The following is a 17,848-nucleotide window of genomic DNA, read 5'->3' as shown; positions in this document are numbered from 1 at the left end:
TGTTGAGGCGGGCAACGAGATCCACTACTACGCCGGCAGCAAGGTAGTCATCGACGCCGGCATGGAACTCACCGCCAAGGGCGGCGGCAGCTGGCTCAAACTCGACCCCAGTGGCGTCACCCTCAGCGGCGCGACGATCAAGATGAACTCCGGCGGTGCGCCAGGCGCAGGCAGCGGCCTCTCCATCCTCCCTGCCGTGCTGCCCTGGATCGCCGATCAGGCCCGTGCAGGTAACTTGCTTGATCATGCCCAGAGACAGGAGCGCTACGACGAGCAAGTCCGCTTTGTCACCCGCCACGGCAATCCAATACCAGGCGTCAAAGCCGCCATCATCCTGCCTAGTGAAAGTGCCCCCCAGCTGTCGAGAAGCGACCTTGACGGCCGTCATCCACGCCTACAGACCAGCGCCATGGAAACTGCCGATGTCCACTTGGTATGGGATGAGCTGGTTATTCCGTCCGGCGCCGATGACTACGCAACGAGTCGAAATAAATGACCACATGCCCAATCACAACTTTTACCACCAATACACGCTCCGGCTCAGTGCATGAGATAGCGCTTAAGTGCGACAAGCTTTGGGCAATGGGTCAGGAGGAAGCAATTCGCCGACTGAGCGTCGAAAAACGCAGCTTCTTCTTCGGCACCGCGAAGCAAGAGTTGGTCTCGGACTTTAGCGCGCGAGCCGCGCGCATTGCCGCCAGTTATGCTCGCTTCTATCTAGAACAGGAACAAGGCGGCAAACCACACCTGAAGGGGCGCTTCTATTGGATGGGACTGGCCGCATTTGCCAGCAAGCAGGTCAAGTGTGGCCTCGACTTTATCCCTAGCGAACCCTATCTAACCATTGCCACACCACCCATCGCTCAACCCGCCATGAGGGTTGGCAAAAACGCGCTGGGCAAGGGAAATTTCTGGCTGTTCCAAGACATCTTTGTCTGGCACTGGTTCTACAACCAATTTCCAGAGCAATTTGACGAATGTGCGCCCGAAAGAAATGCACAAGACTGTGTACCGCAAGTGCAAGTCAATATCTCCTCTCTGCCATGGGCAAAAGAAGCCTTACCCGTTATTAACAACTTGCAGGTTACTATTGAGATAAAGAAAGCCTTCAAATTGATACGACAGTTGGAGGGGATGCCTGCGAGCCCAGCCAAAAGTGACATGCAGCTCACTTCACTCATGCATATTGCAGATCATGAGCAACGGAAAATACTGCAGCCTCTGATATATGAGGAGCTTGCATTCAAGCTCGTTCTGGATGCGCAAGCCATAGCCGAAGTCTTGCCATTCGTACCATTGCGCGTTGCTGCATTCAGCACGGCCTGTGATACAGAGAAGCCAGCGCTAAGGGTACAAATGACCGAAGGTGATCTCTACAAAGAGCGTGATCGCATGAAGTTCATTGATGGAATAGCCAGACAATACCATTCATTGATGATGGGCCAGCGCAGCTACATGGAAAGCACTATCTCCACCATTGCCACTTGGCGGAATGCCGTATGAAATTTTACCTGGCCCTCGTGATGGGCTTACTTGTTGGCTGCAACGACGATAGCAACGGAAGAAACATGAACTCGGAACACGCGCTAATCAAGCTTGAACTTGAACAGCCCATTGAGACTCTCGCAGCAGAAAGTCCCATTGAGTTTTCCAAAGAATGCCTGGATGAAGCAGGTATGTGCTGGTACAAGATCAGCCGTGCCGGCAGCGATCCTCTTCTGCCAACTTTCGAGGTCCAGCAAGGCGGCCGCGTATTGCTTCTACAGCAGGCCACCGACATATCGATAGCTTTCAACCAACGCATCGACGAATCCGTGCAGAACTTCAATATCACCTTGCGCGGATTACCGGACAACAGCACCCACGAAGCAACACAAGAGTTCCTTTACACCCTGATTAGCGACATAGAAGAAGCAGGCTGGCAGCACTATTATTCCCCCTCTGATCCGCGAATTTCCGGCTCGCAAGCCGACAAGATCGACTCCCCGGATGATGTGTTGGGGAGTTACGTAATGAGCCACCCATGGCTTGATCCTGATCATCAGATTGATCTGCAGCGCTGGCTGGAATTAGGCTCCTTCTACAATTGGTACTTCTACAACGATGGTGCCTATCTGCATCTCAGAGCCTGGCGGCGTGATTCAGAAAATGCTCCCATGGAAAAAGCCACCTACCTGATTACTTTGGAATTTCTAACCGAGAGCGCGTATTGGCTCAGCGGCTTCAGCGAAGAAGAAGACAAAGAACGCTGGAAAGAACTACTGCCTGCTCGCCTCGACGAATATCGGCAGCAGCGTGAAAAGCTGGAGGCTAGAGCCCGCGCCGCTGGGATAGAGATTGATGAGGCCTACCAGGACCCACCTATTAAAGCGCTGGCAGACTAACGGCGGCCCACCGACCACAACAGTATCCAGAAGGCGCTTCGAGCCCTGATTGGGGTACACCTACAAGGATGGAACCATTGACAAGCCCCCTCCTCGTCGGTGCCCTCGGCGTGCTTGGCCTATCGATCCTTTGCCTGCTTCTCGGCGGAGCCGGTGTTGCTGGCGCGGTTACCGGTGGCGGGCAAGCCAGCGGTGCCGTTGGTGTCATGTTCTTCTTCGCCAAGGCGCTGCTGGGATTGTCGCTACTGCTCGGCGTGCTCTGGCTGATCCGCTCCCCATCACGCTAAGAGCTGCGCTGGATCAAAGCCCGGCGGTGCGGTAGCGGGCACCATCTGCGCTCATTTTCATGCAAGCGCAGCCATGTTCCCGCCGCACGCCCCCGAACTGCTCTCCCCCGCCGGCACCCTCAAATCCATGCGCCATGCCTTTGCCTATGGCGCCGACGCCGTTTACGCGGGGCGACCCCGCTACAGCCTGCGGGTGCGCAACAACGAGTTTGACCACGCCAACCTGGCCATCGGCGTCGCCGAGGCGCATGCCCAGGGCAAGCGCTTCTACGTGGTGGTCAACATCGCGCCGCACAATGCCAAGCTGAAGACCTTCATAAAGGATCTGGAGCCGGTGGTGGCCATGGCGCCGGATGCGCTGATCATGTCCGACCCGGGGCTGATCATGCTGGTGCGCGAACACTTCCCCGCGATGCCGGTGCATCTTTCGGTGCAGGCCAATGCGGTGAACTGGGCCAGCGTGGAGTTCTGGCGCCGCCAGGGGCTGAGCCGGGTGATCCTGTCCCGCGAGTTGGCGCTGGAGGAGATCGCGGAGATCCGCCAGCAAGTGCCCGCCATGGAGCTGGAGGTGTTCGTCCATGGCGCCCTGTGCATGGCCTATTCCGGGCGCTGCCTGCTGTCCGGCTACCTCAACAAGCGCGATCCCAATCAGGGCAGCTGCACCAATGCCTGCCGCTGGCAGTACCAGGCCCTTGCTGGCCAGGAGAACGAGCTGGGCGGTATCGTCCGCGGCTGCCCGCCGACACTCGGCGAGGGCCTGCCGACCGAGCGCACCTTCCTGCTGGAGGATGCCACTCGGCCAGGCGAGCTGATGGAAGCCTTCGAAGACGAGCATGGCACCTACATCATGAACTCCAAGGACCTGCGCGCCGTGCAGCATGTCCAGCGCCTGCTGCAGATGGGCGTGCACTCGCTGAAGATCGAGGGCCGCACCAAGAGCCACTTCTATGTGGCACGCACGGCCCAGGTGTATCGCCGGGCCATCGACGATGCCGCGGCCGGCCGGCCTTTCGACCTGAGCCTGATGGACGATCTCGAATCCCTGGCCAATCGCGGCTACACCGAAGGCTTCCTGCGCCGCCATGTGCACGACGAATACCAGAACTACCAGCGCGGCAACTCGATCTCGGAGCGCCAGCAGTTCGTCGGTGAGTTCACTGGCGAGCGGCGCGGCGAGCTGGTCGAGGTGCGGGTGAAGAATCGCTTCGCCGTCGGCGACCGCCTGGAACTGATGACCCCGCGCGGCAACCGCAGCTTCCTGCTCAACAGCCTGGAGAAGGTCGACGGCACGGCGACCGACATCGCGCCGGGCGACGGCCATATCGTCTACCTGCCGCTAGCGGCGGATCTCGACCTGAATCACGCCCTGCTGCTGCGCTTCAACACATCTCCGCCTGCGCCCTGAGCAGCTCGGAGAAGCGTTCGGCCGGCACCGGCGGGCTGATCAGGAAGCCCTGGATCTCGTCGCAGTGCTGGGCCTTGAGAAAGTCCATCTGCGCTTGGGTCTCCACGCCTTCAGCCACCACCTTGAGCTCCAGGCCATGGGCCATGGCGATGATCGCGCGGGTGATCGCCGCATCCTCGCCGCCGGCGGAAAGGTCGCGGACGAAGGTCTGGTCGATCTTCACGTAGTCCACCGGGAAGCGCTTGAGGTAGCTGAGCGAGGAATAGCCGGTGCCGAAGTCGTCGATCGCCAGCTTCACACCCAGGTCGCGCAGCTGCTGGAAGGTGGCGATGACGTTCTCCACGTTGTCCAGCAGATGGCTCTCGGTCAGTTCCAGTTCCAGCAGGCGCGGCGGCAGACCGGTCTCGTCGAGCACCTGGCGCACCAGGCCGATCAGGTTGCCCTGGCGCAGCTGATGGACCGACAGGTTGACCGACACCCGCAGGTCGGCCAGGCCCTGGCGCTGCCACTCGCGCGCCTGCAGGCAGGCCTGGCGCAGGACGAACTCGCCGATCGGCGCGATCAGCCCGGTCTCCTCGGCCAGCGGGATGAACTCGCCGGGCGGCACCAGGCCCAGGGCCGGATGGCGCCAGCGCACCAGCGCCTCGGCGGCGTTGAGGCTGTCGTCGACCAGGCATAGCTTGGGCTGGTAGAACACCTCCAGCTGACCGTCTTCGATGCCCTTGCGCAGCTGGGTTTCCAGCTGCAGGCGCTCTAGGGTGCAGGCCTGCAGATTGTCGGTGTAGAACTGGAAGGTATTGCCGCCCAGGTGCTTGGCGTGTTGCATGGCCATGCCAGCCTGACTGATCAGCGCCGAGATTTCCCGCGCGTTGTCCGGCAGCAGACTGATGCCGATCGAGGCGCTGATCACCAGCTCATGGCCGCCCACGTCCATCGGCGTGCGCAACTTGCTCAGCAATCGGCTGGCGGTGCGTGCCAGGGCCGAGAGGCTGCCGTAGTCGTCGAGCAGGATGGCGAACTCGTCGCCGGCCAGACGCGCCACGGTGTCGGCCTCCGGTGCGGCCTGGATCAGGCGACGAGCCATCTGCCGCAGCAGCTGGTCGGCCACTTCATGACCGAGGCTGTCGTTGAGCAGCTTGAAACGGTCCAGGTCGATGTGCAGCAGGGCCAGGCGTGACTCGTCCTGGCGTGAGCGCTCGCCGGCCTCGTGCAGGCGCTCGCGGAACAGGCTGCGGTTGGCCAGGCCGGTGAGCTCGTCGTAGTGCGACAGGTAGCGCAGGCGCTCTTCGGTCTGCCGGCGCTGCGACAGGTCGGAGAAGAAGCCGACGATATGACTGACGCGGCCGCGGCCATCGCGCACCACGTTGAGCTGCAGCCACTGCGGATACAGCTCGCCGTTCTTGCGCGTCTCGGTCAGCTCGCCGCGCCAGCTGCCGTGGCGCTCCAGTTCCTGGCGGATCAGTTGGTACTGGCGGCGGGCGTCGCGGCTGCTGATCAGGGTCGCCACGCTGCGCCCGAGCACTTCGTCCTTGCGGTAGCCGGTGACCTCGCTGAAGGCCTGGTTGACCGACAGCAGCAGGTAGTCGGCATCGAGGATGACGATGCCCTCGCTGGTGGCCTCGAACACGGTGGCGGCCAGGCGATGCTCCTCGTCCTGGCGCTTGCGTTCGCTGATGTCGCGGCGGGTGCCGAGCATGCGCACCACCTGGCCCTGGGCGTTGCGCTCCACGGCACGGCCGCGGTCTTCGACCCACAGCCAGCGGCCGTCGGCGTGGCGCACCCGGTACTCCACGCAGTAACCGTCGGTGCGGCCCTTGAGGTGCTCGACCAGGGCCCGACGGAGCAGCGGCAGATCGTCCGGGTGCAGGCGCGGCTTGAGGTGGCTGAGCACGCCCTTCACTTCGTCCTGGCTGATGCCGAAGATGCTCTCCAGGTGGCTGTGGTGCACCTCGTCGGTCTGCAGATCCCAGTCCCACAGACCCAGCTCGCTGGCCTCCAGGGCCAGGGCCAGGCGCGCCTCGCTCTTGCCCAGGGCGTGGCTGGCGTCGTCGAGTTCCAGGGTACGCTGGGCCACGCGAATCTCCAGATCGCCATGGGCCTTGCGCAGCTCGCGCTCGGCACGGCGGCGCTGCTCCACTTCGCGGGCCAGCTCCTGGTTGAGGCCTTCGGCGCTCTCGCGGGCATGCTCCAGGCGCTCGATCAGCGCCTGGTTCTGGAAGCGCCGCACCAGGCTGCCCTGCACCAGGCGATTGACCTGCCAGGCCACCACGCAGAGGCTCAGCAGCATCAGCAGGCCGAGCGCGCCCCAGGCCTGCTGGCGGGCGTTGTCGCTGAGCAACAGGTAGACGATGGAGGGCACCAGACACGGCAGGGCGAACGCCAGGAAGGCCGAGCGGCTGACCGCATAGGCCACGCTGGCGGAGAGGATGGCCGCGGCGATCAGGCCGTAGACCAGCGCCTGCAGCAGGAAGCGGTCGGCGGGCACCAGGAAGATCGCCGCGCACGCCAGGGTCAGGCCGGACAACCCGGCGCCCACCAGAAATACCCGACGCCAGTGCGGGTTGGCCTGGCGCGACGGCAGCGCGCTGTTGAAGGCAGTCATCTGGATCAGGCGCAGCACCGCCAGCAACACCACCCACACCAGCCAGCCGGCCAACAGCAGACCGCCCTGGGGCTGCCAGAGCAGGCCAGCACAGGCCAGGGCGCTGAGCAGCATGAAGAAGGTGGGGACCTGGGAGCCCTGATAAAGCAGACGAGTCCGCTCCACCGCGATCTCGGTGGCGAACTGCTGATGGATGGCGCGCGACTCCTCCGCCACCACGTTGGCAGAGGCGCCTCGAAGAGACTGGGTCATAGGCGATGTTCTTGTAATGGGATGCCTGACTTTTCCCGAGCATACCCGAGCTAGAGGGGCTGCCCAAGTCCGATGATGGCTTTTTACCAGCTCGGCGCGATAGATGGCGAACATTTGTTCACTGACATCGGCAGAGCCGCTGGCGGTCTCGCGAGTTAGAGCGCAGCAGGCTCTCGCCCGTCCGCCCGCGGTTTGCCGCCCCCCTACCCGGCCCGTAGAATGCCGCGATGCAGAACAATCCCGCCTTCGACCCAGAACTCCTCCTCGCCTCCCTCAACGATGCGCAATGCCAGGCCGTGGCCGCCCCGCTCGGCCGCCAGCTGGTGCTGGCCGGCGCCGGCTCGGGCAAGACCCGCGTGCTGGTGCACCGCATCGCCTACCTGATCCAGTTCCTCGGCGCCTCGCCGTACAGCATCCTGTCGGTGACCTTCACCAACAAGGCCGCGGCCGAGATGCGCCAGCGCATCGAGCAGATGCTCGGCCTCAGCCCCAGCGGCATGTGGGTCGGCACCTTCCACGGCCTGGCCCACCGCATCCTGCGCGCGCACTGGCAGGAAGCCGGGCTGGCGGAGAACTTCCAGATTCTCGACTCCGACGACCAGCAGCGCCTGGTCAAGCGGGTGATCCGCGAGCTGGGCCTGGACGAACAGCGCTGGCCGGCCAAGCAGGCCCAGTGGTTCATCAACGGGCAGAAGGACGAGGGCCTGCGGCCGAAGAACATCCAGCCCGGCGGTGACCTGTTCCTCGCCACCATGCTGAAGATCTACGAGGCGTATGAGGCCGCCTGCGCGCGCACCGGGGTGATCGACTTCGCCGAGCTGCTGCTGCGCGCCCTGGATCTGTGGCGCGACAAGCCGGACCTGCTGGCGCACTACCAGAAGCGCTTCAAGCACATCCTGGTCGACGAATTCCAGGACACCAACGCCGTGCAGTACGCCTGGCTGCGCTTCCTCGCCAAGGGCGGCGAGAGCCTGATGGTGGTGGGCGACGACGACCAGTCGATCTACGGCTGGCGCGGCGCGCGGATCGAGAACATCCAGCAGTTCTCCAGCGACTTCCCGGATACCCAGATGATCCGCCTGGAGCAGAACTATCGCTCCACCGCCGGCATCCTCAAGGCCGCCAACGCCCTGATCGCCAACAACAACGGGCGCCTGGGCAAGGAACTGTGGACCGACGGCAGCGACGGCGAGCCGATCAGCCTGTACGCCGCCTTCAACGAACACGACGAGGCCCGCTACGTGGTCGAGTCGATCGAGTCGGCGCTGCGCAAGGACGGCCTCAAGCGCAGCGAGATCGCCATCCTCTACCGCTCCAACGCCCAGTCGCGGGTACTGGAAGAGGCCCTGCTGCGCGAGCGCATCCCCTACCGCATCTACGGCGGCCAGCGCTTCTTCGAGCGTGCCGAGATCAAGAATGCGGTGGCCTACCTGCGCCTGCTCGACGGCCGTCACAACGACGCCGCGCTAGAGCGGGTGATCAACGTGCCGACCCGCGGCGTCGGCGAGAAGACCGTCGAGGCCATTCGCGAGCACGCGCGCCACGCCGACCTGTCGATGTGGGCGGCGATGCAGCAGCTGATCGCCAACAAGGGCCTGACCGGTCGCGCCGCCAGCGCGCTGAGCGGCTTCGTCGAGCTGGTCGAGAACCTGGCGGCAAAAGTGCTGGATATGCCGCTGCACCTGATGACCCAGACCGTCATCGAGCAGAGCGGGCTGATCGCCTGGCACCAGGCCGAGAAGGGCGAGAAGGCCCAGGCCCGGGTGGAGAACCTCGAGGAACTGGTCAGCGCCGCACGCAACTTCGAGAACAACGAAGACGACGAGCTGTCACCCCTGGCCGCCTTCCTCACCCACGCCTCCCTGGAAGCCGGCGACGCCCAGGCCGAGGAACACGAGGACTGCGTGCAGCTGATGACTCTGCACAGCGCCAAGGGCCTGGAGTTCCCCCTGGTGTTCCTGGTCGGCATGGAAGAAGGCCTGTTCCCGCACAAGATGAGCCTGGAGGAGCCCGGCCGCCTCGAGGAGGAGCGCCGCCTGGCCTATGTCGGCGTGACCCGCGCCATGCAGAACCTGGTGCTGACCTACGCCGAGACCCGCCGCCTGTACGGCAGCGAGACCTACAACAAAGTCTCGCGCTTCGTCCGCGAGATTCCGCCGGCGCTGATCCAGGAAGTGCGCCTGTCCAACAGCGTCAGCCGCCCCTATGCGGCACCGAGCCGAAGCATGAGTGGCGGCTCGATGTTCGCCGGCGCGGCCGTGCCGGAAACCCCCTTCAGTCTCGGCCAGGCCGTGCGCCACAGCCTGTTCGGCGAGGGCGTAATCCTCAACTTCGAAGGCAGCGGCGCCCAGGCCCGGGTGCAGGTCAACTTCGCCAGCGAAGGCAGCAAGTGGCTGATGCTGGCCTACGCCAAGCTGGAAGCAATGTAAGCAGATTCACTCACAAGGAAGAACCAGATGAATGCAAGGAAGCTGCTGGCCGGGCTGTCGCTCGGCCTGTTCTGCCACACCATCCAGGCCGGCGAGCCGATTGCCGATCTCGACAAGTTCGAGGCCAGCTATATCGCCTGTATCGAGGATGAGAAGGCGTTTGCCGACAGATGCCTGACCGAGCTTTTCGCGAAACACTCTCTGCCTTGGGAAAAGCCCGCCAACCTGGGCAAGCTGGAAGATGCCCTGGAGAAATGGATGGGCACGGTCTACAAGGTCCACCCCATTACCCGCAAGAGTTCGGGTGAGGTGTTCCAAAAGCGCTGGTATCTGATTGAGAACGACGCAGGCAAGCTCATGCAGCTGACCGTAAGATTCCGAACAGTTAAAGGCCAGTGGTACTACTTGGGGATAAACATGACCAATGATGAGAAAGATCTCGGCCCGATCACTCTGTATGACGCAACCGCGCCCTAATTGAAGTCTCCGCCCGTCAGCCTGGCGCACCTGACAGGGCTGACTGACCATACTGTCGAGCGGAGGTAATCCACATGCCCCGCTCGACGCCAACCGCCGACAAGATCCTCGATACCGCCCTCGACCTGGCCGAAACCTGCGGCTGGGAGCGCCTGTATCTGCATGACGTGGCCGCAGCGCTGGACTGCGACCTGGGCGCCATTGCCCGGCATTACGGGCAGAAGGACGATCTGGTCGAAGCCTGGCTGGATCGCGCCGACCAGGCGCTGTTCGAGCGCGCCAAGGGCGCCGATCTCGCCGCCCTGAGTGCCAGCAAGCGCCTGGAAGAACTACATATGGCCTGGCTGGCCGGCATGGCCGCGCACCGCGCGCTGACCGGGCAGATGCTGCTGTACAAGCTGGAGCTCGGCCATATCCACCTGCAGGCCGGCGCCCTGCTGCGGGTCAGCCGTACCGTGCAGTGGTGGCGCGAAGCGGCGCGGCGGCAGAACCTGCACCTGTCACGTGTGGCCGAGGAGAGCCTGCTCAGTGCGGCCTTCCTGCGCAGTTTCGTGCACTGGCTGCGCCACCCCGAGGAGAACGAGGCCGACCAGCGGGCCCTGCTGCGCCGCCTGTTGCGTTGCGGGCCGCTGGGCTGGCTGTTGCGCTAGGCGGAGCGGGTCGGAGCGGCCGCACATAAATCCGGAAACATTCTGCGACTGGCCAGGGTCCCAACACTGCGGCAGCATGGCGCGCGAATCACAACCTCAGCGGGATTACCCCTCATGCAGCGTTTTCTCAGCATCACCCTGGCCCTGTGCCTGGGTCTGACCCTCAGCCTCGACGCCAGCGCCGCCAAGCGCATGGGCGGCGGCAAATCGTTCGGCTCCGCGCCGACTCACCAGACCCGCCAGGCGGATGCGCCCAAGGCCAGCCAGCCGGCCGCCACCAACAGCACCACCGCTGCTGGCCGCCCCGCCAGTGGTGCCTCGCGCTGGCTCGGCCCGCTGGCCGGCATCGCCGCCGGTGGCCTGCTCGCCTCGATGTTCATGGGCGACGGCTTCCAGGGCATGCAGATCTTCGACTTCCTGATCATCGGCCTGATCGCCTTCGTCATCTTCCGCCTGCTGGCCGCCCGTCGGCAGCGCCAGGCGCACGGCCAACCCGCCGGCGCCGGTGCTCCGTTCCAGCGCCAGATGCCGCAACAGCAGCCGATCTTCGGCGGTTCCGCCGCAGCTGCGCGCCCGGCCTTCAATGCCCCGGCCTGGTTCGACGAGCAGCGCTTCGTCAACGCCGGCCGCGAGCACTTCCTGGCCCTGCAGCAGCACTGGGACGCGTCCGACATGGACAAGATCGCCGAGTTCGTCACCCCGCAGATGCTCAGCTTCCTCAAGGAAGAACGCGCCAGCATGGGCGATGGCTACCAGTCCACCTACATCGATGACCTGGAAGTGCAGCTGGACGGCATCGACGAGCTGGCCGACAAGGCCGTGGCCACCCTGACCTTCCGCGGCGTGGCCAAGACCTCGCGCTTCGACCAGGGCGAGCCCTTCAGCGAAAGCTGGCGCATGGAGCGCGCCACGGGCGACAACCAGCCTTGGCTGGTCGCCGGTATCCGCCAGAACGGCTGATCCCATCGCGCAGTGAAGAACCCGGGCCAGTCCCGGGTTTTTTCTGCCCGCACGGCTGCTAGAGTGCCGCCAGATCACGGCAAGGAAGCGGCGATGCGCACCCTGTTCCTGGATACCGAATTCACCAACCTCACGGCCGACAACCGGCTGATCAGCCTGGCCCTGGTCGACCCGAACGGCGCCGAGTTCTACGTGGAACTGAGCGACGGCTGGAGCCCGGCCGACTGCTCCACCTTCGTCCACGAGATTGTCCTGCCGCAGCTGGACCTGGCCCGCCACGGGCGCAGCCGCGCCGAGGCGGGCAACGCGCTACGTGCCTTCCTCGCCAACTACGCCGAGGTGGAAATCGTCAGCGACGCCCTGGCCTGGGACTGGCCACTGCTGCTCGAACTGCTCGGCGCGGGCGGCCTGCCCCAGCATGTCCGCTGCCGCGAAGACGCCGAGCTGCTCAGTGATCTGGCCGAGGCCGACATCCCCCACCACGCCCTGCTCGACGCGCGCCTGATGAGCGGCGCCGCACAGCGCCGCCAACAGAAACGTTAACCAGCACGCACCCCGTCGATTCGCCACAGCAGCGTCATCGTTCCGTCTTCTTTGCTCGCTAGCGTCATGGCTCCGCCGCAACTCCTCCGCAGAAGGAACCGAACCGTGAGCCTCGATGACCACAACGCCGTGCTGTTTGGCAGCGGTGATGAACTCCCCAGCAACCATTCCAGCAACCCGCACATGAGCGAGCTGATCGACCAGCGCCGCCGGCAGATCCTCGCCGGTGGCGTGGCCGTCGGCGCGCTCGGTTTTCTCGGCGTGCTGCCGCAGGCCGTCGAGGCGGCCGAGCAGAGCGCCAAGGGTGTCAGGCACGGCTGGGGCAAGCGCAACCGCCTGCCCTTCGACGCCCTGCCGGTGGGCCGCGCCGACAGCATCACGGTGCCTGCCGGCTACCGCGCCAGCGTCTGCGTGCCTTGGGGCACGCCAATCAGCGGGCGCTTCCCGGCCTTCCTCGAAGACGCCAGCAACAGCGCCCAGGACCAGGCCGAGCAGGTCGGCATGCACCACGACGGCATGCACTTCTTCCCCATCGACGGCCGCCATGGCGGCGGGCGCCGCTCCAACCACGGCCTGCTGGTGTTCAACAACGAGTACATCGACGCGCCGCTGCTTCACCCCAACGGTCCGACCACGGTCAACGGCCTGCGTACCGTGGCCGACGAAGTGCGCAAGGAAATCAACGCCCACGGCGTGACCATCGTCGAGATCCGCCGCGACCGCTTCGGCGACTGGCAGGTGGTGCCCGGCCGTTACAACCGCCGCGTCACCGCCGCCACGCCGATGCAGATGGTCGGCCCGGCCCGTGGCCATGCGCTGCTCAAGACCCTGCACAGCCCCAACGGCACCGCCAGTCGCGGCACCCAGAACAACTGCGCCAACGGCTACACGCCCTGGGGCACCTACCTCACCTGCGAGGAGAACTGGGCCGGCTACTTCGCCACGCGCGACGCCGAGCTGCCGCGCGAGCTCAAGCGCTACGGCCTGCGCAGCACCAGCCGCTTCGGCTGGGAGACCCTGCCCGGCGACGAGTTCCAGCGCTTCGACGCCACCCGCAAGGCCGCCGACGCCAGCGGCGACTATCGCAACGAGCCCAACCATTTCGGCTGGATAGTCGAGATCGATCCCTTCGACCCGGACTCCACCCCGGTCAAGCACAGCGCCCTCGGCCGCTTCGCCCACGAAGGCCTGATCTTCGCCCCGGTGCAGGCCGGGCGCCCGCTGGTGTGCTACTCCGGCGACGACTCGCAGAACGAGTACATCTACAAGTACGTCAGCCGTGGCAAGTACCTGCCGCTGCTGCGTCAGCCCGGTCGCCTGCTCGAAGAGGGCACCCTCTACGTGGCGCGCTTCAATGCCGACGGCAGCGGCGACTGGCTGGCCCTGGACCTGCGCGACAAGGCCTTCCAGGCCGCCTGCGCCGCCGCCGGGGTGAGCTTCGCCGACCAGGGCGAGGTGCTGATCAACACCCGCCTGGCCGCCGACATCGCCGGCGCCACCAAGATGGACCGCCCGGAGTGGGGCGCGGTCAACCCGGACAACGGCGAGGTCTACTTCACCCTCACCAACAACAGCTCGCGCACCGTGGCGGACGCCGCCAACCCGCGCGCGGCCAACCCCTACGGGCACATCATCCGCTGGCGCGAAGACCGCCGCGACCACGCCGGCAAGCGCTTCAACTGGGACATCTTCCTGCTCGCCGGACCGCAGTCCGACAGCCGCGGCCCCAACGGCCAGCCACTCGGCGACGCCAGCATCCTGGCCAGCCCGGACGGCCTGTGGTTCGACCCGGACGGCCGCCTGTGGATCCAGACCGACATGAGCGGCAGCCAGCTGGCCAGCGGCCCGTTCGGCCACAACCAGATGCTGGTGGCCGACCCGCGCACAGGCGAGATCAAGCGCTTCCTGATCGGCCCGATCGGCGCCGAGGTCACCGGCATCAGCGCCACGCCGGACTTCCGCACCCTGTTCGTCAATATCCAGCACCCGGGCGAAGGCTCCACCGCCAGCAACCTGCTCAGCACCTGGCCGGACGGCCCGGGCCGCCGCCCGCGCTCGGCCACCGTGGTGATCACCCGCGAGGACGGCAAGCGCCTGATGTAGGGCCGCTCTGCACCAACGAAACCCGGGCTTGCCCGGGTTTTCTGTTTGAAGACGGGCATGGTCTCGCTTCTGTAGCCTGGCAGCTCGAGGTCGTAGCCCGGATACAATCCGGGAAAGCCGGCAACTCCGCCCCCGGATTGCATCCGGGCTACTTCCCCTTGGCCGTCACACAGGGTAAAACGCGCCTCCAATCGGCTACCCTCTAGCCGAATCCCGCTTGCCAGGAGACGCCCCGTGGAAGAAGTCATCGATCAGCTGCGCGAACTCAACGAGCCGGTGCCGGTGCCGCTGGAGCTACCGGAAGAGGAGACCCTGGTGGAGATCCAGGAGCAGCTTCTCATCCACCTGCCCTTCGAGCTGCGCGAGTACCTGCTCAAGGTCAGCGACGTGGTCTACGGCCGCCTGGAGCCGGTGACCGCCAGCGACCCGCATTCGCACACCTACCTGCCGGAAGTCGCCTCGGTAGCCTGGGACCGCGGCCTGCCGCGGGACCTGGTGCCGCTGTGCCAGGACGGCCGCGACTACTACGCGGTGGACGTGGAAGGCACCGTCTGGCTGTGGGACGGCAGCGAGGGCGAGCTGACCGACGAGAGCTGGGACTCGGTGTGGCACTGGTGCCGCGACGTGTGGCTGGAGAGCTGAGCCGGCCGGCTGACGACCGCCGCCGCCACGCTGGAAGCCGCCCTGGCCATGGGCTTAACTGGCAACCTGTGCACCCCAGGGACTCAGGGCAATGGCCAAGATCACTTCCCGCCTGCTAGCCGCCGGTCTCGCGGGCCTCGCCGTCGGCGGCGGCCTGTGGCTGGGCCTGGCCGGCTCCGAGCCGGCCAGCGACACATCGTCCACCGCAGCAACGGCGCCGAGTCCGGCCAGCGATAGTGCTGACGCCCCTTCACTCGACCCGAGCGCCCAGCGGGCACTGCTCGACGCTCCCGCCGTGCAGGACTACCAGGCCCGCTTGCAGTTCGGCGCCGACTACCAGGGCTTCATCAAGTCCGCCGCCGACCTGGACGAGGCGCAGCGGCGCCAGCGCGCGGCGGCCCTGGCCAAGGAGATTGACCGGCGCGAGGCGGCCGGTGAGCTGGCGCTGAGCGAGGCGCTGTTGCTGCAGGTCGGCCTGGCCCAGGCCGAGGGTGGCGACGAGGACGCGCAGAAGGCCCGCGCCGATGCCCTGGTCGCCCGCTACCAGGCGCTCAGCCAGGAGCGCGAAGCGCGCAACAAGACCTCCGATGCACGCTTCTCCCAGTACAAGTCCGACGAGAAACGCATCGTCGACGAGGTGCTGAGCATGGACAGCATTCCCGACGGCCTGAGCCGCGACCAGTACCTGCGCCAGCGCCTGCAGGAGGCGCGAGAGCAGGCGTATCAATAAGCCCTAGAGCAGTTGGTCGAGGATGTAATAGAGCAGATTGAACGGCTTGGCCTTGTCCGCCGCGTCACTGCTCTCCGAGGCCGACAGCACGGTGCCGCTGCCCTCCAGCAGGTTGTTGACGAAGTGGTCGAGCTGCAGGTTCTGCTCCTGGATATCCGAGTTGGCGAACTCGATGATGCTGGTGCAGTGGCTCTCGTTCACCGCCCGGTACTGCGGGAAGTAGCCGCCGAAGTTGCCCAGGTTGGTCAGCTGGCCGCGCAGGCGCTCGGTGTCCACCGCCCACTTGGCGTGGATCAGCGCCTCCTTGGTGGCGGCGTCCGGCGCGTTGATGATGTCCGGATGGAAGCGCTCGTAGGAGTAGGACGAGTAGTTGAGGTCCTGCCAGAAGTGGGTGTGGCCCAGGCGATCACCTGGCAGGTTGCTCGACAGCGCCGAATAGAGGCTGCCCAGGTCGGCGCCATCGAGGCCCGGCAGGCGGCTCTGCAGGTAGGGCACCGGCCCCTCGTTGAGGCCCCAGGCCGCGCGGATATAGTCCTGCAGCGGCCGCGACGGGTACTGGGCAATATCGCTGCCGGGCGGTGCGCTGAACACCGGGCCGGAGTCGTCGAGCAGGAAGCCGCGGGTCGGCGCCATGTCCTGGCGGATGCCCACGTAGTTGGTCAGGCTGCCGGCGCCGCCGGCGCTGCACCCGGTGGTGAGCAGCTGGGCCGGGCGCGGCAGGTTGTTCTTCAGCCAGGCCACCACGGCGCGGGTGTTGCGCAGGCCGTTATGGTGCCAGATCAGCGGCGGCTTCTGGTTCTGCGGGTCCTCGTACACCGCCACCTTGTCGCCGGAGTAGATGTCGCCGGTGCAGTAGGGCACGTAGATCATGTTCCAGTTCTGCGGCTTGGTCCGCGTCCAGGGGTGCAGGCGCACCACCAGCGGGCTGACCAGGCTGGCGCCGGGGTTGAGCAGGCTCATGTAGTCGTCGGGGATGCCGTCGGGGTTGCGCGCCCCGCGGATGCCGTTCTGCCCGGTGCAGCTGGCGTAGTCCCAGCAGGCGCCACCACCTTCCAGGTAGATGATGGTGTTGGTGGTATTGGGCACTCGGTTGACGAAGAACTTGTAGGGCGAGCCGTTGCCGCACACCGCGCCGGTCTGCGGCGCCAGCTGCACGGTCTGCCAGCCGTAGTAGTTGCCGGGCTTGAAGCCGGCGTTGAAGCCGCCCGGGTTGTTCAGCAGCGGATAGGGGCCGAGGCCCTGTTCGGGGGTGACCTTGTTGTCCGCCGGCGGCGGCATGGTCAGGTTGAGCAGGGTCTTCCAGAAGCTGTAGTCACCCAGTTCGGCGTGGGCCGGGGTGGCCAGCAGGGCCATGACGCACAGGCAGCAGGTCAGCAAGGCAGACTTCATCAGCGTGTCCTCGTCTTGTTCTTGTTGTACGAGCACGGACTACTGCCGGACGCCTCCATGCTGCGCGATGGTCCCGCGTGCGGGACGGGGTACCAGAGGCACGCTAGTACATGGCGCCGTGAAGGCCCAAAGCGCCCTTATATTGATTCGGGATAGACCGGCAAAAGATGCTAACCACCGCGATAGCACTGGCATCGCCTGGCATCGGCAGCAAGGCAGAGAAGAGACACCACTGGCTGCTGACGCCCCGCGCAAGTGGCCTGGGGCAGGTGCCGTAACCGCCATCCGGCCACGCCGGGAACTCCGCTCAGATATCCGCCCACCGGCGCACCAGGTTGCTGTACAGACCACGGAGCTGCAGCAGGCTGGCGTGATCCTTGTTCAGCTCCCGGGAGAGTTGCTGGATGTTCTGGTCCAGCTCGAACAGCAGGCGCCGCTGCTCGGCATCGCGCACCATGCTCTGCAGCCAAAAGAACGCGCACAGGCGCTTACCTTGGGTCACCGGGCAGACCTGGTGCAGGCTGGTGGCCGGATAGAGCAGCAGGTCGCCCGCCGCCAGCTTGATGCGGTTGCTGGCCAGGCCTGCAACTATCTCCAACTCGCCGCCCTGGTACTCCTCAGGGGGCGTGAGGAACAGGGTGGCCGACAGGTCCGAGCGCAACAGCTCGCCATCGGCGAGGCGCTGCACCGCGTTGTCCACGTGCAGCCCATAGGCCTGGCCCGGTTTGTGACAGTTGAAGCGCGGCGGCAATACGCGGCGCGGCAATGCCGCCGACAGGAACAACGCATTGCTCTCCAACGCGGAGAGAATTGTTTGCCCCAGCTGCTGTGCCTCGGCGCTGTCGGCAGGCAACTGCAGATTGTTCTTCACCCGCGCCGAAGCTGGCCCGGCGCTGTGTCTTCCATCCACCCAATGTGCCTGCTCCAGCAGCTGTCGACACGTGGCGACCTGCTGCGCATTAAGCACCCTTGGAACATGCAACAGCATCGGGGCA

The 17,848-nt window shown here is 65.4% G+C and carries 15 protein-coding genes and 1 pseudogene; 13 read left to right on the top strand and 3 right to left on the bottom strand.

From position 1 onward, the window contains the following. From FFS62_RS23460 to yegQ, 5 genes and pseudogenes are all read left to right on the top strand, one after another. Window positions 1-496 (top strand): annotated as a pseudogene (locus FFS62_RS23460) (type VI secretion system tip protein VgrG); the annotation flags it as partial. A gap of 86 nt (window positions 497-582) precedes the next feature. Then, the gene (locus FFS62_RS16935) at window positions 583-1,503 is read left to right on the top strand and encodes a DUF2515 family protein (RefSeq protein WP_256662285.1); all 921 of its coding nucleotides are present in this window, start codon (window positions 583-585) and stop codon (window positions 1,501-1,503) included. After that, the gene (locus FFS62_RS16930) at window positions 1,500-2,384 is read left to right on the top strand and encodes a hypothetical protein (protein ID WP_137974001.1); all 885 of its coding nucleotides are present in this window, start codon (window positions 1,500-1,502) and stop codon (window positions 2,382-2,384) included. The genes FFS62_RS16935 and FFS62_RS16930 overlap by 4 nt, the downstream gene beginning before the upstream one ends. A gap of 77 nt (window positions 2,385-2,461) precedes the next feature. Continuing rightward, window positions 2,462-2,671 carry a hypothetical protein gene (locus tag FFS62_RS16925; protein WP_137974000.1) on the top strand — a complete coding sequence of 70 codons (210 nt, stop codon included), beginning with the start codon at window positions 2,462-2,464 and terminating at the stop codon, window positions 2,669-2,671. 73 nt (window positions 2,672-2,744) lie between these two features. Beyond that, window positions 2,745-4,076 (top strand): tRNA 5-hydroxyuridine modification protein YegQ, encoded by a 1,332-nt coding sequence (gene yegQ, locus FFS62_RS16920; protein WP_137973999.1) that lies wholly within the window; start codon window positions 2,745-2,747, stop codon window positions 4,074-4,076. On the opposite strand, the gene FFS62_RS16915 is transcribed toward yegQ, so the two are convergent. Next, a complete protein-coding gene (locus FFS62_RS16915) occupies window positions 4,051-6,930 on the bottom strand; it encodes a bifunctional diguanylate cyclase/phosphodiesterase (RefSeq protein WP_137973998.1) in 2,880 nt (959 codons plus the stop codon). The two genes, yegQ and FFS62_RS16915, sit on opposite strands and share 26 nt — an antisense overlap. A gap of 227 nt (window positions 6,931-7,157) precedes the next feature. Here FFS62_RS16915 and uvrD point away from each other — a divergent pair, with 227 nt between their 5' ends. From uvrD to FFS62_RS16875, 8 genes are all read left to right on the top strand, one after another. Further along, the gene (gene uvrD, locus FFS62_RS16910; protein ID WP_137973997.1) at window positions 7,158-9,359 is read left to right on the top strand and encodes a DNA helicase II; all 2,202 of its coding nucleotides are present in this window, start codon (window positions 7,158-7,160) and stop codon (window positions 9,357-9,359) included. 27 nt (window positions 9,360-9,386) lie between these two features. Next, the gene (locus tag FFS62_RS16905) at window positions 9,387-9,836 is read left to right on the top strand and encodes a hypothetical protein (RefSeq protein WP_137973996.1); all 450 of its coding nucleotides are present in this window, start codon (window positions 9,387-9,389) and stop codon (window positions 9,834-9,836) included. Between the two features lie 74 nt (window positions 9,837-9,910). Beyond that, window positions 9,911-10,486, top strand: a complete 576-nt coding sequence (locus tag FFS62_RS16900; RefSeq protein WP_137973995.1) for a TetR/AcrR family transcriptional regulator — start codon at window positions 9,911-9,913, stop codon at window positions 10,484-10,486. Window positions 10,487-10,600: 114 nt separating this feature from the next. Continuing rightward, complete coding sequence (locus FFS62_RS16895) at window positions 10,601-11,446, top strand: Tim44 domain-containing protein (RefSeq protein ID WP_137973994.1); 846 nt, start codon at window positions 10,601-10,603, stop codon at window positions 11,444-11,446. A gap of 93 nt (window positions 11,447-11,539) precedes the next feature. Next, the gene (locus FFS62_RS16890) at window positions 11,540-11,989 is read left to right on the top strand and encodes a hypothetical protein (RefSeq protein ID WP_137973993.1); all 450 of its coding nucleotides are present in this window, start codon (window positions 11,540-11,542) and stop codon (window positions 11,987-11,989) included. 105 nt (window positions 11,990-12,094) lie between these two features. Further along, a complete protein-coding gene (locus FFS62_RS16885; protein ID WP_137973992.1) occupies window positions 12,095-14,092 on the top strand; it encodes a PhoX family phosphatase in 1,998 nt (665 codons plus the stop codon). 234 nt (window positions 14,093-14,326) lie between these two features. Continuing rightward, window positions 14,327-14,734 carry an SMI1/KNR4 family protein gene (locus tag FFS62_RS16880; RefSeq protein WP_137973991.1) on the top strand — a complete coding sequence of 136 codons (408 nt, stop codon included), beginning with the start codon at window positions 14,327-14,329 and terminating at the stop codon, window positions 14,732-14,734. 91 nt (window positions 14,735-14,825) lie between these two features. Continuing rightward, window positions 14,826-15,464 (top strand): hypothetical protein, encoded by a 639-nt coding sequence (locus tag FFS62_RS16875; RefSeq protein WP_137973990.1) that lies wholly within the window; start codon window positions 14,826-14,828, stop codon window positions 15,462-15,464. A gap of 3 nt (window positions 15,465-15,467) precedes the next feature. On the opposite strand, the gene FFS62_RS16870 is transcribed toward FFS62_RS16875, so the two are convergent. Further along, entirely contained in the window at window positions 15,468-16,853 is a 1,386-nt protein-coding gene (locus FFS62_RS16870; protein WP_218569295.1) for a pectinacetylesterase family protein, read from the bottom strand. A gap of 307 nt (window positions 16,854-17,160) precedes the next feature. Beyond that, on the bottom strand, window positions 17,161-17,841 hold the full coding sequence (locus FFS62_RS16865; RefSeq protein ID WP_137973989.1) for a Fe2+-dependent dioxygenase: 681 nt from the start codon (window positions 17,839-17,841) through the stop codon (window positions 17,161-17,163). Window positions 17,842-17,848 lie beyond the last annotated feature (7 nt).

It is taken from the genome of Pseudomonas sp. F(2018), assembly GCF_005508865.1.
GTDB lineage: Bacteria > Pseudomonadota > Gammaproteobacteria > Pseudomonadales > Pseudomonadaceae > Aquipseudomonas.
Note: the sequence above shows the minus strand (reverse complement) of the source record. Positions and strands in the feature narration are given on the sequence as shown.

What these genes read in the sequence shown, in the direction of transcription:
- FFS62_RS16930 (WP_137974001.1), top strand. Translation starts at nt 1,500, where the DNA reads ATGAAATTTTACCTGGCCCTCGTGATGGGCTTACTTGTTGGCTGCAAC.
- FFS62_RS16915 (WP_137973998.1), bottom strand. Translation starts at nt 6,930, where the DNA reads ATGACCCAGTCTCTTCGAGGCGCCTCTGCCAACGTGGTGGCGGAGGAG.
- FFS62_RS16895 (WP_137973994.1), top strand. Translation starts at nt 10,601, where the DNA reads ATGCAGCGTTTTCTCAGCATCACCCTGGCCCTGTGCCTGGGTCTGACC.
- FFS62_RS16935 (WP_256662285.1), top strand. Translation starts at nt 583, where the DNA reads ATGGGTCAGGAGGAAGCAATTCGCCGACTGAGCGTCGAAAAACGCAGC.
- FFS62_RS16875 (WP_137973990.1), top strand. Translation starts at nt 14,826, where the DNA reads ATGGCCAAGATCACTTCCCGCCTGCTAGCCGCCGGTCTCGCGGGCCTC.
- FFS62_RS16890 (WP_137973993.1), top strand. Translation starts at nt 11,540, where the DNA reads ATGCGCACCCTGTTCCTGGATACCGAATTCACCAACCTCACGGCCGAC.
- FFS62_RS16865 (WP_137973989.1), bottom strand. Translation starts at nt 17,841, where the DNA reads ATGCTGTTGCATGTTCCAAGGGTGCTTAATGCGCAGCAGGTCGCCACG.
- FFS62_RS16870 (WP_218569295.1), bottom strand. Translation starts at nt 16,853, where the DNA reads ATGAAGTCTGCCTTGCTGACCTGCTGCCTGTGCGTCATGGCCCTGCTG.
- FFS62_RS16900 (WP_137973995.1), top strand. Translation starts at nt 9,911, where the DNA reads ATGCCCCGCTCGACGCCAACCGCCGACAAGATCCTCGATACCGCCCTC.
- uvrD (WP_137973997.1), top strand. Translation starts at nt 7,158, where the DNA reads ATGCAGAACAATCCCGCCTTCGACCCAGAACTCCTCCTCGCCTCCCTC.
- yegQ (WP_137973999.1), top strand. Translation starts at nt 2,745, where the DNA reads ATGTTCCCGCCGCACGCCCCCGAACTGCTCTCCCCCGCCGGCACCCTC.
- FFS62_RS16905 (WP_137973996.1), top strand. Translation starts at nt 9,387, where the DNA reads ATGAATGCAAGGAAGCTGCTGGCCGGGCTGTCGCTCGGCCTGTTCTGC.